This window comes from Clostridium sartagoforme (assembly GCF_004794105.1).
Lineage (GTDB): Bacteria > Bacillota > Clostridia > Clostridiales > Clostridiaceae > Clostridium > Clostridium sartagoforme_B.
Window position 1 is genome coordinate 73,209 of record NZ_SRYR01000008.1, and the last position, 15,511, is coordinate 88,719.

At 30.0% G+C, this 15,511-nt stretch carries 11 protein-coding genes; all 11 read right to left on the reverse strand.

Annotated elements, in window-relative coordinates:
- Nucleotides 1-35: 35 nt before the first annotated feature.
- Entirely contained in the window at nucleotides 36-1,907 is a 1,872-nt protein-coding gene (uvrC, locus tag E5347_RS13015; protein ID WP_136007663.1) for an excinuclease ABC subunit UvrC, read from the reverse strand.
- A gap of 160 nt (nucleotides 1,908-2,067) precedes the next feature.
- Nucleotides 2,068-2,616, reverse strand: coding sequence for a dTDP-4-dehydrorhamnose 3,5-epimerase family protein (locus tag E5347_RS13020; protein WP_136007664.1), 549 nt, complete (start codon nucleotides 2,614-2,616; stop codon nucleotides 2,068-2,070).
- A gap of 321 nt (nucleotides 2,617-2,937) precedes the next feature.
- Nucleotides 2,938-4,404: a peptidoglycan D,D-transpeptidase FtsI family protein gene (locus E5347_RS13025; protein WP_136007665.1), complete on the reverse strand. Its 1,467-nt coding sequence runs from the start codon at nucleotides 4,402-4,404 to the stop codon at nucleotides 2,938-2,940.
- 31 nt (nucleotides 4,405-4,435) lie between these two features.
- Nucleotides 4,436-5,671, reverse strand: coding sequence for an FtsW/RodA/SpoVE family cell cycle protein (locus tag E5347_RS13030; protein ID WP_136007666.1), 1,236 nt, complete (start codon nucleotides 5,669-5,671; stop codon nucleotides 4,436-4,438).
- Between the two features lie 10 nt (nucleotides 5,672-5,681).
- Nucleotides 5,682-6,137: an FHA domain-containing protein gene (locus E5347_RS13035; RefSeq protein ID WP_136007667.1), complete on the reverse strand. Its 456-nt coding sequence runs from the start codon at nucleotides 6,135-6,137 to the stop codon at nucleotides 5,682-5,684.
- 75 nt (nucleotides 6,138-6,212) lie between these two features.
- Nucleotides 6,213-9,038, reverse strand: coding sequence for an excinuclease ABC subunit UvrA (gene uvrA / locus E5347_RS13040; protein WP_136007668.1), 2,826 nt, complete (start codon nucleotides 9,036-9,038; stop codon nucleotides 6,213-6,215).
- A 154-nt stretch (nucleotides 9,039-9,192) separates the two neighbouring features.
- Nucleotides 9,193-10,431 (reverse strand): DUF4179 domain-containing protein, encoded by a 1,239-nt coding sequence (locus E5347_RS13045; RefSeq protein WP_136007669.1) that lies wholly within the window; start codon nucleotides 10,429-10,431, stop codon nucleotides 9,193-9,195.
- 2 nt (nucleotides 10,432-10,433) lie between these two features.
- Entirely contained in the window at nucleotides 10,434-10,916 is a 483-nt protein-coding gene (locus E5347_RS13050; RefSeq protein WP_243109782.1) for an RNA polymerase sigma factor, read from the reverse strand.
- A gap of 107 nt (nucleotides 10,917-11,023) precedes the next feature.
- Entirely contained in the window at nucleotides 11,024-11,920 is an 897-nt protein-coding gene (locus tag E5347_RS13055) for a radical SAM protein (RefSeq protein WP_136007671.1), read from the reverse strand.
- Nucleotides 11,921-12,068: 148 nt separating this feature from the next.
- Nucleotides 12,069-14,039, reverse strand: coding sequence for an excinuclease ABC subunit UvrB (gene uvrB / locus E5347_RS13060; RefSeq protein WP_136007672.1), 1,971 nt, complete (start codon nucleotides 14,037-14,039; stop codon nucleotides 12,069-12,071).
- Nucleotides 14,040-14,231: 192 nt separating this feature from the next.
- On the reverse strand, nucleotides 14,232-15,500 hold the full coding sequence (locus E5347_RS13065; protein WP_136007673.1) for a PDZ domain-containing protein: 1,269 nt from the start codon (nucleotides 15,498-15,500) through the stop codon (nucleotides 14,232-14,234).
- Between the last annotated feature and the right edge of the window lie 11 nt (nucleotides 15,501-15,511).

The window sequence follows — 15,511 nt, forward strand, 5'->3', positions numbered from 1 at the left end:
TATTTGTATATTATAATTAATTTATAAGCACTTTGTTACTTTTTTTCCTCTGTCTTAAAGTAACTTATTATACTATTAGCTGCTTTCCTGTCTATACTTGGAGTTTCCAATAGCTCTTCGTAGGTTGCATTCTTTATATTTTCAACACTTCCAAACTTCATTAAAAGATTTCTTCTTCGTCTTTCTCCAACATTAGGAATATCCTCTAATATAGAATGTAGTGTTCTTTTATCTCTTAAGGTTCTATGATATGTAATTGCAAATCTATGAACCTCATCTTGTATTCTTCTAATCATTTGCATTAAATTCGAACTTCTATTTATAATTAACTCATTATTATTATAAATTATCCCTCTAGTTTGGTGTTTATCATCTTTAACTAAACCACAAACAGGAATGCTTATATTTAGACTATCTAAAACTTCTAAAGCTACATTTACCTGTCCCTTACCCCCATCCATCATAATAAGATCTGGGAAACTAGAGAATTTACCGCTTGAAAAATTCAGTTGCTTCTCTTGAATCTTCTTTATTTCTTCAAGTCCATGTTTAAATCTTCTTTCTAGAATTTCCCTCATACTATCATAATCATTAGCACCTTTAACAGACTTTATCTTAAACCTTCTATAATCACTATTTTTAGCTCTTCCTTCTTCAAAAACTACCATAGTACCAACTGAATCAACTCCCTGAATATTAGATATATCATATGATTCTATTCTAAAAGGTGGTTCATCTAAATCTAGCATATCTTGAAGCTCTTGTAGAGAAACCCTATTTATTTCTTTTTCTTTTAAATACTTATCTTTAAATTGCTCAAGAGTAATTTTAGCATTTTTCTTAACCATCTCAAGCATATCTTTCTTTTGTCCTTTTTGAGGTATCTTAACCCAAGCCTTAGCCCCTCTTTTTATAGTTAAAAACTCCTCAATAAGTTCAGTATCATTTATATAAGGTAAATAAATTGTTTTAGGCACCTTTGCTGTACCACCATAAAAGCTCGTAATAAAGTCTTCTAATACCTCTCCTACTTCATCACCAGCAGTATTCTCACAGATAAAATGCTCTCTACCAATTACCTTACCATCTCTAGAGAAGAATACTTGAATACAACTATCCTTTTCATCTTCATAAATATTTATGAAGTCCTCATCACCTTCCATAGTCTTAAATATCTTTTGCTTTTCAACTATAGCTTCAATTGCAAGGATTTTATCTCTAAATTTAGCTGCCTTTTCAAATTCTAATTCTTTTGAGGCATCTTCCATTTCCTTTTTTAGCGAATTTACTATTGTCTTATCTTTTCCATTAAGTATATCCATGACATCACTTATCATTTTGCCGTACTCTTCTTTTGTAATATAACCTGCACAAGGAGCATCACATTTTTTTATATGATAATTTAAGCAAGGTCTAACTGGAGTACTATTTTCATTAATTAATAATTTGCAAGTTCTTAATGGAAATATCTTATTAATTAAAGTTATAGTCTCATATACTGCTGTCCCATTTGTATATGGTCCAAAGTATTTAGCTCCATCCTTTGCATATTTCCTAGTTACAAAGACCCTAGGGAAATCATCATTGTTAGTTATTTTTATAAATGGATAAAACTTATCATCCTTTAATGCAATATTATATCTAGGACTATATTTTTTAATTAAGTTACATTCTAAAATTAAAGCTTCCATCTCAGAATCAGTAACTATATACTCAAATTCAGAAATATTCTTTACCATTACTTTTACTTTTTCAGAGTGATTTTTTGAATTTTGAAAGTAACTTTTTACTCTATTTTTTAAAACTTTTGCCTTACCTACATAAATTACTTCACCAAGGCTATTTTTCATTATGTAAACCCCTGGTTTTTCTGGTAGGTTCTTTAAATGGTATTCAAAATCAAACATTTAAATTACTCCTCCAAATAATCATTTTGCAAGATTAATTTTATCACTACTAATAAATAATACAATAGAAAAGTAACTCTAAAATATATAATTATTATTTTCTCATTATCTCATAAGAGCTGTCGCATTAGCATTTGTGCGACAGCATAATCTCTCTTAATTAAAAAGGTGAAGTAAAATCTTCAAATTTGGGCCAAGTTGTATCTTCATGCTCAACTAAAACCTTATTATAATCAAAACTCCAAGGTATATCTAAGGAATTCCAATGAACTCCTCCCCTTAAGCTTCTTATAAAAGGCTTAGTAACTTTATAATAAATTAGTGCCTCCTTGTTTCCCTTAATGTAATATCCGTGGGCACAACCTGATGGAACATATATTAAATTTTTATTTTCTTCATTAAGATTTACCTTAGTAAACTTTCCAAAGGTTTTTGATTCTTTTCTTAAATCAATTACTACATCTTCAATTTCCCCAACTATACATGTAATTAACTTATCATGTCCCTCTGGTGGCAATTGAAAATGCATCCCTCTCACAGTCCCTGATTTTGCTATTGCGTAATACTCCTCTTTAAATTCTGTACTTAATCCATATATATTAAACTGACTTTCACTAAAAATTTTAATTAAATCGCAAGTGCTCTCCATAGATACTGTCGGTGTAATTAAGTAGCAACCTTCAACTTCTAAACCCTTAACCCTAAACATAAATAATGTCTCCTTTTGTCCTTTCGTATTGAAAATTTGTCATATCTTAATATATGCTTAGAGTTAATTGATTTGTTCCACCTAGCCTAGACATGTAATAAAAATTACTTTCGCACCACAAAAGAAAAATGAAAAAATGGCGGAAAAAAGCCGTCCTTGACAACTTTTAGATTAAATATTAAAAGGCTGCCTTTTTGCAGCCTCTTAATAAAAACTATCTTTTCAGTGATTATTAAAAAATCACATCCTTAATTTTTCATTATTCATTATAAATTTTTCATTATAATTTCTTCATTTTTTCATTCTTTAATTTTCCCATTCCTAATAGCCTAATATTGCCATCCTAACTACCTTTGAGGCTATATCTGCTGCTGAACCAGCTCCATTTTCACCTTCTTCAACTATTACAGCAACTGCAATTTGTGGATCATCTACTGGTGCTACAGATATAAACCATCCATGAGGTATTCCTTCTGATCCATCTTCTAACATGTAATCAGCTGTACCAGTTTTCCCTCCAGCATTTGTACCTTCAAAGGCTGGCCATCTATATATATTGTTAGATACTAAATATCCCATATATTCTTTAACAGTACCTGCAATATCCTTAGATATTACATCTGACTTTAAAGCTTTATTTGGATATTCTTTTATAGTATTTCCATCCTTATCTACAATTTTATTAACTAATTTAGGTTGCATTAAGACTCCATCATTTGCAACAGTTGATGCTACTATAGCCATCTGAATTGGTGTACTTAATACACTACCTTGACCTATACCACTTTGAGCAATATTACCTATTTCTTCAGGCTTTAATGCAGGGAATTTACTTGCTGGTATAGTGACACCTGTTCCATTAATTCTTGCATTAAATCCGAATCTTTCAGATACTTCTTTTAGCTTTTCATTTCCCATTTCCATAGCTAATGTTCCAAAAACTACATTACTAGAAACTCTATATGCCATTTGTAAACTAAGATCTCCATGAGCTTGCATCATATAGTTATTTAATTCTCTACCATCAGGGAATGTAATTTTACCTGTGTCACTAAAAGTTCTATTTGCTATACTAGGGTCATTTTCTAATGCTGCTGCTAATGTTACAGTTTTAAATACAGATCCAGGTGGGTACATACCATCAACAGCCCTATTTAAAAGCTTAAACTCTTTATCTACTCCTGTATTAGCATCTTCTATTGCTTGCTCTAAATTAGCAGGATCATAAGTAGGTTTAGAAACCATAGCTAGGATTTCTCCTGTCTTAGGATTTAAAGCTACTACAGCTCCTTTTAAGTCTCCCATAGCATCATAAGCAGCCTTTTGGATATCATGATCTAAAGTCGTTACAATGCCATTTCCAACTTTTTCTTCGTCCCTATTTTCAAAGGCTTTCTTTATATCAAAATCACTTAAGAAGCTTCTTATTCCATTACCGAAACTATTATATGTTGAAAGCTCAGAATCAAACTCTTCTTCCAAGCCAGTTAGTCCAAATCTTTCATCTATATATCCTAATGAATGAACATATAAATCACCATAAGTATATTCTCTACTTTGGTTATCTTTATCTATCCTAACACTATTAGTTAATGCTTCTCCATCTCTTGAATAAATAGTTCCTCTTAAGACTTCATTTCTCTTTGCCCAAAGTCTTTTGTTACCTGTATCATTTGCTATATCAGGGCCTTTAAAGACTTGGAAATATGCTATATATGATATTAGGGCTATAAAACAAAATAGAAATATAACCATAACGTTTCTTACACTCTTAGATAATTCTTTCATAGCTCCTCCTTATTATAATATCTAACACCTATTAGGCCTCAGAAATTTTTTGTAATATGCCTAATGCAAAGAACATAGTTAACATAGAACTACCACCATAACTAATAAGAGGTAGTGTTATACCTGTTAAAGGTATTACAGTGAAAATACCACCTATAATAACTAAGGTTTGACAGGCTATCATGGTACTAAATCCAACTGCTACTAATTGGCTGAATGCATCATTAGTAACAAAAGCATTTCTAATACCTCTATAAAATAATAAGAAGTATATTATCATTAAACCAACTGCAAATATCATTCCAAAATCTTCACATATTACTGCAAAGATAAAATCACTTTCACTTGCAAAGATTAAATCAGGAGCATATCCTTTTCCAAGACCAACTCCACGCAATCCTCCAGAAGCTATTGCATAAAGACCTTGGACAATTTGATATCCCTCATCATGGGCATACTTCCATGGATCTAACCAAATCATAACTCTTCTCTGAACGTGTCCAAATACCCCATAAGCCCCTAAAGCTCCTACTGCTGAAAGCCCTAAACAAGTAAATACGTACTTCTTCTTAGATGTTGCTATGTAAAGCATAGTTACTGATATACCGAAGAAAATTAACGTAGATCCAAGATCTGTTTGTAAAACCATACATACTAGTGAAAACATCACTACTAATGCTGGTTCAATAAGCTGCTTAAAATCTTCTTTAATAACATTCTTACTTTCATATTTAATTAAAGCAGATGCTAAATATAGAACTAATGCTATTTTCCCAAACTCAGATGGTTGAAAGCTAATTGGTCCTAAATAAACCCAGTTCATAGCTCCATTAGTTCTTATTCCAGTTACTAATCCAAATATAAGTCCCATAGGCATTAACACTAAGGTTAATATCATATATATCTTCTTATACCCAGCAAAGCTTTTTAAATCTGGCATGGCTACAACTATAGTTATATAAGCTACTATCCCAAGGACTGCCCAAACTAATTGCTTTAATGCAAAACTAGGATCTATTCTATATAATACAGCTATTCCTACTACTGCAAGAATACTAGAAAAAATTAACAGAAATTTATCTCCTTCTGGATAAAACCTTCTAATAAGGTAATGAGAAAATCCTATTATAATACATAAAACTACTCCTATAATTAATGCCTTTGTATCAAAGGGCTTTTGTAATAACCCTAGGTTTGTAAATAAAAGTAAGCATAATAAATAAATTAATTTAAGAACTCTTTTTTCTAACTTTAACGTCTTATTCATATCCTCACCTCTATTTTTTATCAGCTCTTATAACCTTGAAAGTTGCACTTCCTATTCTTATCTTATCATTAGCTTTAATCTTACAGCGTCCCTTTACTTTTCCATCATTGACAAAGACACCATTAGTACTATTTAAATCTTCTACTTCTATCTCATTATTTCTAACTATAATTTTAGCATGGCTTCCCGAAACATATTGATCAGTTAATCTTATAGTATTTCCTTCTTTTCTACCTATTGTTAAGCTATCATTTAATAATAAAACTGATCCCTCTTCTAAGCTTGAGTTATCTCCAGCACTTAACACTTCTATTCCAAAATTTCTTACTGCTGAAGATGGCCTTCTTCTTCTTCCGCCACCCTTAACATCCTTGTACATTATTTTTAGTGCATAGTAAATTATAAAATACAAAATTATTATAAAAATTACACCAAAAACAAATGTCATTAGTTCTGAAAAACCCATATTCCACCTCTAAATTACTATTATATTACCATTATATATTAAAACTTATAGCCAAAAATAACAAGAGTAATAGCCTTATCTTAACATCTTTTTAAGATATTGGCCTGTATAAGATTTCTTAACCTTCGTTATCTCTTCAGGTGTTCCAGTAGCAACTATTGTTCCTCCCTTATCCCCACCTTCTGGTCCTAAGTCTATTATATAATCAGCACATTTTATCATATCTAAGTTATGTTCAATTACTACTACTGTATTTCCTGCATCAACTAATCTTTTTAGAATTTCTACTAATCTACTTACATCGTCAATATGAAGTCCTGTAGTTGGCTCATCTAATATATATAAAGTTTTTCCTGTACTTCTCTTTGAAAGTTCAAAAGCAAGCTTTATTCTTTGAGCTTCTCCTCCTGATAGTTGAGTTGATGGCTGACCTAGTCTTATATACCCTAGCCCCACGTCGTATAGTGTTTCTAACTTATTTTTTATTCTTGGTAGATTTTCAAAAAACTTCAATCCTTCTTCAACAGTCATATTTAGGATATCATCTATTGTTTTTCCTTTATACTTAACTTCTAAGGTTTCTCTATTGTATCTCTTTCCCTTACATACTTCACAAGGTACATAAACATCTGATAAGAATTGCATTTCTATTTTAATTATTCCATCACCTGTGCAAGCTTCACATCTTCCACCCTTAACATTAAAACTAAATCTTCCAGGTTTATATCCCCTCATTTTAGCTTCTTGTGTTGTTGAAAATAATTCTCTTATAATATCAAATACACCTGTGTATGTAGCTGGGTTTGATCTTGGCGTTCTTCCTATTGGACTTTGATCTATATCTATTATCTTATCTATATTTTCATACCCTAAAATTTCTTTATGAGCTCCAACAGGATTTTTACTTCTATTTACAAGTTTATTTAATCCCTTATATAATATTTCATTAACTAAAGTACTTTTTCCTGAACCTGAAACTCCAGTTACAGTTGTTAAAGTTCCTAAAGGAATATCAATACTAACATTCTTTAGATTGTTTTCTTTTGCTCCTCTAACCTTTATAAAGTTTCCATTACCTTTTCTTCTCTCAGTAGGAACCTCTATCTTCTTTTCTCCTAGTAGATATTGTCCTGTTATTGATCCTTTAGCATTCTTAATTTCATCTAAAGTTCCCGCTGCAACTATTTCTCCACCATGTTCACCAGCTCTAGGTCCAATATCAACTATAAAATCTGCCTCTCTCATAGTATCTTCATCATGTTCAACAACTATTACTGTATTTCCCACATCTCTTAAATTTTTAAGAGTACCTATTAGCTTATCATTATCTCTTTGATGCAGTCCTATACTTGGTTCATCTAAGATATATAATACACCCATAAGAGCTGATCCTATTTGTGTTGCAAGTCTAATTCTTTGAGATTCTCCCCCTGATAGTGTACCTGAGTTTCTTGATAAGTTTAAATAATCTAGTCCTACATCTATTAAGAATTGTAGTCTGCTTTTTATTTCTTTAATTATTTGATCACTTATTATTTTATCTTTTTCAGAGAATTCTATTGATGAAATATATTCCAGCTCATCCTTTATAGATAACTTAGTAAATTCGTTAATATTTTTATCACCAACTCTAACCGCTAAAGCTTCTTTCTTAAGTCTTGCTCCCTTACACTTTGGACATGGATTATCGCTCATATATTGCTCAATTTCATTTTTTATATAATCAGAGTTAGTTTCTCTATATCTTCTTTTTAATGAATTAATTTCACCATCATATGCATAATGATATTGTGAAGTAACTCCTTCTTTTGTATAAGTAATATTTAGCTTTTTGCCATTAGTACCATATAAAATTAAATCTAAAGCCTTTCTACTAAGTTCTTTTACAGGTCTACTTAAGTCTATATCATACTCTTCACTTAATGCTTTTAATATAGCAAAAGTCCAAGAATCGTCCTTAAGTCTTCCCTCACCCCAAGTAGCAATAGCACCTTCTAATATACTTAAATCCTTATTAGGAATAACTAAGTTCTCATCTATCTCCATTAGAGTTCCTAACCCATCACAGTTATCACACTTACCAAATGGTGAGTTAAAGGAGAATAATCTTGGAGCAAGTTCATCTATACTCATTCCACACTGATGACAAGCAAATTTTTCGCTATATAGTATATCTTCACCATCAATAATATTCATTACTACTAATCCATCTGCTAGCTTTAAAGCAGTTTCAATTGAGTCTGATAATCTTCCTTCAATACCATCCTTAATTACTATTCTATCCACAACAGCTTCTATATTATGCTTAATATTTTTCTCTAATTTAACTTCTTCTTCAGTTAATTCATAAATAGAACCATCTATTCTTGCTCTTACAAATCCACTTCTTTTTATGCTATCAATAACTTTTTCATGAGTTCCCTTTTTACCCCTAATTACTGGTGCTAACACTTGAAGTTTAGTTCTATCCCCAAGAGCCATAACACTATCCACAATTTGATCCACAGTTTGTTGTTCTATTGGAATTTTGCATTTAGGACAATAAGGCTTACCTACCTTTGCATATAATAATCTTAAGTAATCATATATTTCAGTAACTGTCCCTACTGTAGAACGTGGATTTTTACTAGTTGTTTTTTGATCTATAGATATAGCTGGTGAAAGTCCTTCTATATACTCTACATCTGGCTTATCCATTTGACCTAAAAACTGTCTTGCATAAGATGAAAGAGACTCTACATATCTTCTTTGCCCTTCTGCATACAGGGTATCAAATGCTAATGATGACTTTCCTGAACCAGATAGTCCAGTAAATACTACTAACTTATCTCTAGGTATTTCTAAAGAAACATTTTTTAAATTATGTACCTTAGCACCCTTTATTATAATTTTATCTTTCATTTCTAATACCTCTTCTACTCTTACTTATTCTTCGAACAAGCGTTCTTTATTCTATTCTAAATTTTATTATATTTATTGTCAATTATATATTAAAGTATTTACTAAAAAGGAGTGTAATAAACCTTCCTTAGACTTATTACACCCTTTAATAATTTTATTCATTAATTTTAAATTCAAATCCAGCAATTTTATCCTTCGCTATGAAGTCTATATCTATTTCTATTATACCATCACCTTCATCAACTATATCAAAACTAGTAATTACTTCATTTATTTTATATAAGTTTTGACTAACTTCCTTAAAATCAGCAGATTTCCCATTAAACTTATATTCTTTTGATTCACTTTCAAATTCTATATCTTCAACATTTTCAGTTTTTAATTTTAATATATTATTTTCATAACTTTCAAAAGTAGTATTATATTCATTATCTTGAACTAGTTTATTATTTAAGTCTACTATTAATTTTTTACCATATCTTTTATCATAAAAAATACCATCACATTTAAATATAATATTGTTATCTTTAACTTCTCCTTCGAATTCTATATTGTCATTTCCAAAGCTATCTATATTTAAATATGAAGATGAAATTTTATACTTCTTTCCTTTACTATCCATTAATACTGGATTTTCAAATTTAACAAAATCATATTCTTCACTATTTAAAGTAAAGCTTAAGCTAGTTCTTGTCTTAGAAGAATTTATGCTTTTTATTTCAATATCTCCAACTTCTGTTTTAATTATATTATTACTAATAGCAATATCATTTTTACCTTTTTCAAATTTTTCTTCTAATTTTATTGGCACCTTAAAAATTGCTAGATTTTCAGATTTATCCTTATTATAAATATTAAATATCATTAAAAATTCTTGCTCAAATTTTTCAAAATTGCATTGAATATAGTTTCCACTTTTACCATAAGCTTCTGTACTGTAAGTATGAAATGCCCTTATTTTATCTTTCTCATTCATGTTGATTAAATCTACTTCTACATTATATCCCTCTTCTATTTCATATTCTATCCATATAGTTTTATAATCACCAACTACATTGCTTACCTTTAATCTAATTCCATTTATCTCATTTTCATATCTTATATTTTGAACTAAATCTGCTTCTACTGCATTACTAAATCCCTTATCTATAGTTAAAAGTTCAGCTAACTTCCCTATTATAGGTAGGCTTTGAGCTACTATTGAAAATTCAGGAATCAAATTTAAAACAAGAAAAACAGATATAAATGATGCTGCAACTATTTTAACTATTAATCCTATTTTATTATTTTTTTTCTTGCCTTCATGAATAGACTTACTAACTAAGAAATCTAAGTCTTCTGGAATCTCAATATCTTTATAAGCTATTTTTTCTTTTTCAAATATATCCTTCATACCTATTCCTCCTGAAATTCTTTTCTTAGTAACTTTAAGGCTTTATGAATTTTATTTTTTACTTGAGATTCCTTTAAATTTAATATTTCTGATATTTCTCTTATTTTGTAACCATGAAAATACTTTAGTATAATTATTAATCTAAGTTCTTCATTTAAATTTTCAATTAATAAATTGAAACCATCCCCTTGAACTTTAGATTTATTAATTAAAACTTCCATATCTTTATCTTCTACCAATACAGTTCTAGAATTTTTTCTAATATAATCTATAGCGGTATTTATCATAAGTCTTATAAACCAACTATCAATATTATCTAAGTCTTTTATATTACCAAGCTTATTGTATGCTTTCACTATACTTTCATGTATTACATCCATAGCATCATCTTTATTTTTTAAATAAACATAGGCTATCTTAAATAATTTTTCCTTATTATCCCCAATGTACGCTTCAAAAATCTTTTCCCTAGGTCTTTTAAACACCCCGTCTCCCCCAATCACAAGCCTAATTTACTATCTATATCTTATAGACGAATAAGAAAGTACTTTTGTTTAAATTAAATATAAAAAAATTAGGCTGCCTTGGCAACCTAAACTCCTTCAAAATTAAATAAGGGAATAAAACTTTCCTTATCCGTTCCTTCTTCCTGTATAAATCCATTTTCCACCCCTATACTTACTGCATAGTCTATAAGAGCTTCATAATGTTTTTGATTTAATGGTTTATTTAATTCTGGATAAATCTTAACATGCTCAAGAGGTGTGTACTGATTCATTATACTTATATAAACTTTATTTCCATATGTACTATGAATATAGTCTATTATTTTCTTTGAATCAAATAGCAAACCTGGTAACATAAGATGTCTTATTATTACCCCCTTTTGTATTATTCCATTATTATCAAATTTAACTTCTCCAACTTGATTTACCATTTCATCAATAGCTTCTTTTGCATATAAGAAATAATCTCTTGCTTTAGAATATTTCATTGAATACTTAGTATCAAAATACTTCATATCCGGTAAGTAAACATCTATATAACCTTTTAACAGTTTAATAGTCTCCACCTTTTCATAACCACTACTATTATAAATTATAGGTAACTTTAATCCCTTTTCTTTTGCTATTTTTAACGCTTCAATAATTTGAGGAACATAATGGGTAGGAGTAACTAAATTTATATTTAAAGCTCCTTTTTCTTGTAATTCTAAGAAAATTTCTGCTAATCTCTCTATAGTAATTTCTTTTCCATAGGAACATTGACTTATATTGTAGTTTTGACAAAAAACACATTTTAAAGTACAGTAAGAAAAAAATACTGTACCAGAGCCAATACTACCTGATATACAAGGTTCTTCCCAATAATGAAGGGCAGCTCTTGCCACCCTTATACTCTTTCCAGCCCCACAATATCCAACTTTGTCTTTTAATCTACTTACGCCACAATTCCTTGGGCATAACTTACAACTTTCTAACAATTCCAATTATAAACACCTCACTGATAATTAAGAATTAAAAATTAAAAATGAAGAATTATTGATGTAATTCTTACAAAATTACTAAAATGAATTACTTTTTTAACTCCCAAGGAGTTTTTTCCTCAATTTTTCATTCTTCACTTTTCACTATCCTCTAGGATTTAAGGTCATTAATTATATCACGAAGTTCTGCTGCTCTTTCAAACTGTAAGTTCTTAGCTGCATCCATCATTTCATCAGTATATTTCTTAATTAATTTCTTCTTATCTTTTGCTGATATCTTAGAATCAGGTGATTTTGCAGTATATTCACTTATTTCCTCTGCAACCTTAGTAGCCTCAATTACTTCTCTTACTTCTTTAATTATTGTTTGTGGTGTTATTCCATTATCTTCGTTATACTTAATCTGAATTTCTCTTCTTCTTTCAGTTTCCTTAATAGCTTTATCCATAGACTTAGTAATATTATCTGCATACATTATTACTCTACTTTCTGAATTTCTAGCTGCTCTACCTATAGTTTGTATTAATGAAGTTTCAGAACGTAAGAATCCTTCCTTATCTGCATCTAATATAGCAACTAATGCAACTTCTGGTATATCTAATCCTTCTCTAAGTAAGTTAATACCAACTAATACATCATATTCACCAAGTCTTAAATCTCTTATAGTCTTCATTCTTTCAATGGTATCTATATCTGAATGCATATAAGTGGTTTTTATCCCTAAGTCTTTAAGATACTTAGTTAAGTCTTCTGCCATCCTCTTAGTTAATGTAGTAATTAATGTTCTAAATCCCTTAGCAGTAGTCTTTTGAATTTCTCCATATAAATCATCAATTTGACCTTTAACTGGCCTAATTTCTATAACAGGATCTAATAATCCTGTTGGTCTAATTACTTGCTCTGCAATATTAGTTGAATGATCTAATTCATATTGGCTTGGAGTGGCACTTACAAAAACAATTTGATTTATCTTCTCCTCAAACTCAGAAAACTTTAATGGCCTATTATCATAAGCACAAGGTAATCTAAAACCATAATCTACTAAAGTATTTTTTCTTGATCTATCTCCAGCATACATTGCCCTACATTGTGGCAGAGTAACGTGACTTTCATCTATAAACATTAAGAAGTCATCTGGGAAATAATCTATTAGCGTTTGTGGTGGAGTTCCTGGTGCTCTTCCATCTAATATTCTTGAGTAGTTTTCTATACCACTACAATATCCCATTTCTCTAATCATCTCTATATCAAAATTAGTTCTTTGCCTTAACCTTTGAGCCTCCAATAATTTTTCCTGACTATTAAGCTCTTTAAGCCTATCTTCAAGCTCATCTTCAATTTGACCTATAGCTTTTTCTAAAACTTCATAAGAAGTAGCAAAGTGAGAAGCCGGCGAAATAGCCACATGAGTTCTTTCTCCTAGAATATTTCCTGTTAAAACATCAAATTCTCTTATTCTTTCTATTTCATCTCCAAAGAATTCTACTCTAATTCCCTTGTTAGAATATGAAGCTGGAATAATATCTAAAGAATCACCTCTAACTCTAAAGCTTCCTCTAGCGAAATCTATATCATTTCTTTCATATTGAATTTCTATTAACTTCTTTATTATTTCATCTCTATCTTTTATCATTCCAGGTCTTAAAGAAATAGTAAGTTTTTTATACTCTTCTGGATTACCTAGGCCATATATACAAGATACTGACGCTACAATTATTACATCTCTTCTTTCAAGCAATGCTGATGTAGCAGAGTGCCTTAATTTATCTATTTCATCATTAATTGCTGCATCTTTTTCTATAAAAGTATCAGTTTGAGGTACATATGCTTCTGGTTGATAGTAATCATAATATGAAACAAAGTATTCAACTATATTATTAGGGAAAAACTCTTTAAATTCTGAACAAAGCTGAGCTGCCAATGTTTTATTATGTGCCAATATTAAAGTTGGCTTCTGAACCCTTTCTATAATATTAGCCATGGTATAAGTTTTTCCTGATCCAGTTACTCCTAAAAGGGTTTGACCTCTCTCTCCATTTTCAATAGAGTTTACTAAACTATCTATTGCCTGTGGTTGATCTCCTGTTGGTTTAAATTTTGATACTATTTTAAATTCAGGCATCGTATCCCTCCTTCTCTACCTATATTTTTATTCTACACCTTTTTCCTAAACCTATAACTTATGATGAAAATTATATCAAATTGGTAAAAAAAAGTACAGAAAGTAAGTTCCCCTTCTGCACTAAATATCTTAAATATTCTTCAAACTAAATTTAACTTAATAAAATGTAAAAAAATCATTACAACTTATATACTATCTTTTTCTTTTCATTTCCTCTAAGACCTTTTTAAAGTCATCATTTTCTACACTTAAAGCACTTTTTACATCAACCATTCTAGGAACTACAAGCATTCCTACTTTTTTATCTATTGGCTTAACTCTTAAATCGACTATTTCCCCGGAAATTTTCTTTATTTTAAAAGTAATTTCGTGAAAACTTTCTCTAACAGCCGTAAATATTTCAACCTCTGACATAGCTTTACTTTTATTGACTTCAATAATCTTGTCGCCTCTTCTTATTCCTGATAGGAATGCTGGTGAATTTGGAGCAACTTCAAGTACAGATACTCCTTCATCATCAGTTACATATAAGTACTCGCCACTATTTTCGCTTTTATTCTGTATTTTAATCATCAGCTCATGACCTAAAGGTGCAAATATAACTACGACAATTTGTCCAATTATTCCAAACTGAGCAACTTGTGCTATTGCAGTTAATAAAACACCATAAATTAAGATTCCAATACCAGAGTATAATGGCTTTTTATTTTTCCCCTTAGTAAAAGATACAGAATTATAGCTTACAACTCCATACAAGGGTATACTTGCAATCACTGCAGTGCTTAACATTAGTAATGTATCAGCTCTATTTATTAAAGGCCACCAATCAGGTGTTGAAATAGAAGATGTCATAGCACTAGATACATTGCTAGACATTGCAATAAAAATTGCTACTGGTAAAGCCCAATATCTACTATAGGCAAAACCACCTATTATCTTATTATTCTTATTTGAAAATACAGGTATAGCACCTCTACCTCCATCTATCATAACAAGAATACCTTCTACCACATGCATTAATCCAACAAATGTCATAAGTGAAAGTATATTAACATTTATAAGTGATTCAGTATTAGTTGCCCCTGCTACTATGCCTGAAATAATTCCTATGGCACCAAGAGCAGCTCCTGAATAAGAAAAGCAAATAAATCTTTTCTTAACAAAAAGAAGTAAAATAGAAATCATAAACATTATTACTATTCCTGAATTTTCATTAAATACTATTCCTAAAGTACTTAACATTAGGCTAATTATAATGCCGCCCATAATCCCTAAAAATATCTGTGATAATGTTAACTCTAAAGGGGAGTTAATATTCTCCCCAATAGTCATTTTTTGAATTATTGCTATTCTTTTGTTTTTTAAATAAAACATTACACCTAAAACTATTAACATAATTACATGCATTGGCTCTACTATTGCATATGCTACAGTTCTTAATGTGTATAGTATTAAGTCCATCTATGAGCCTC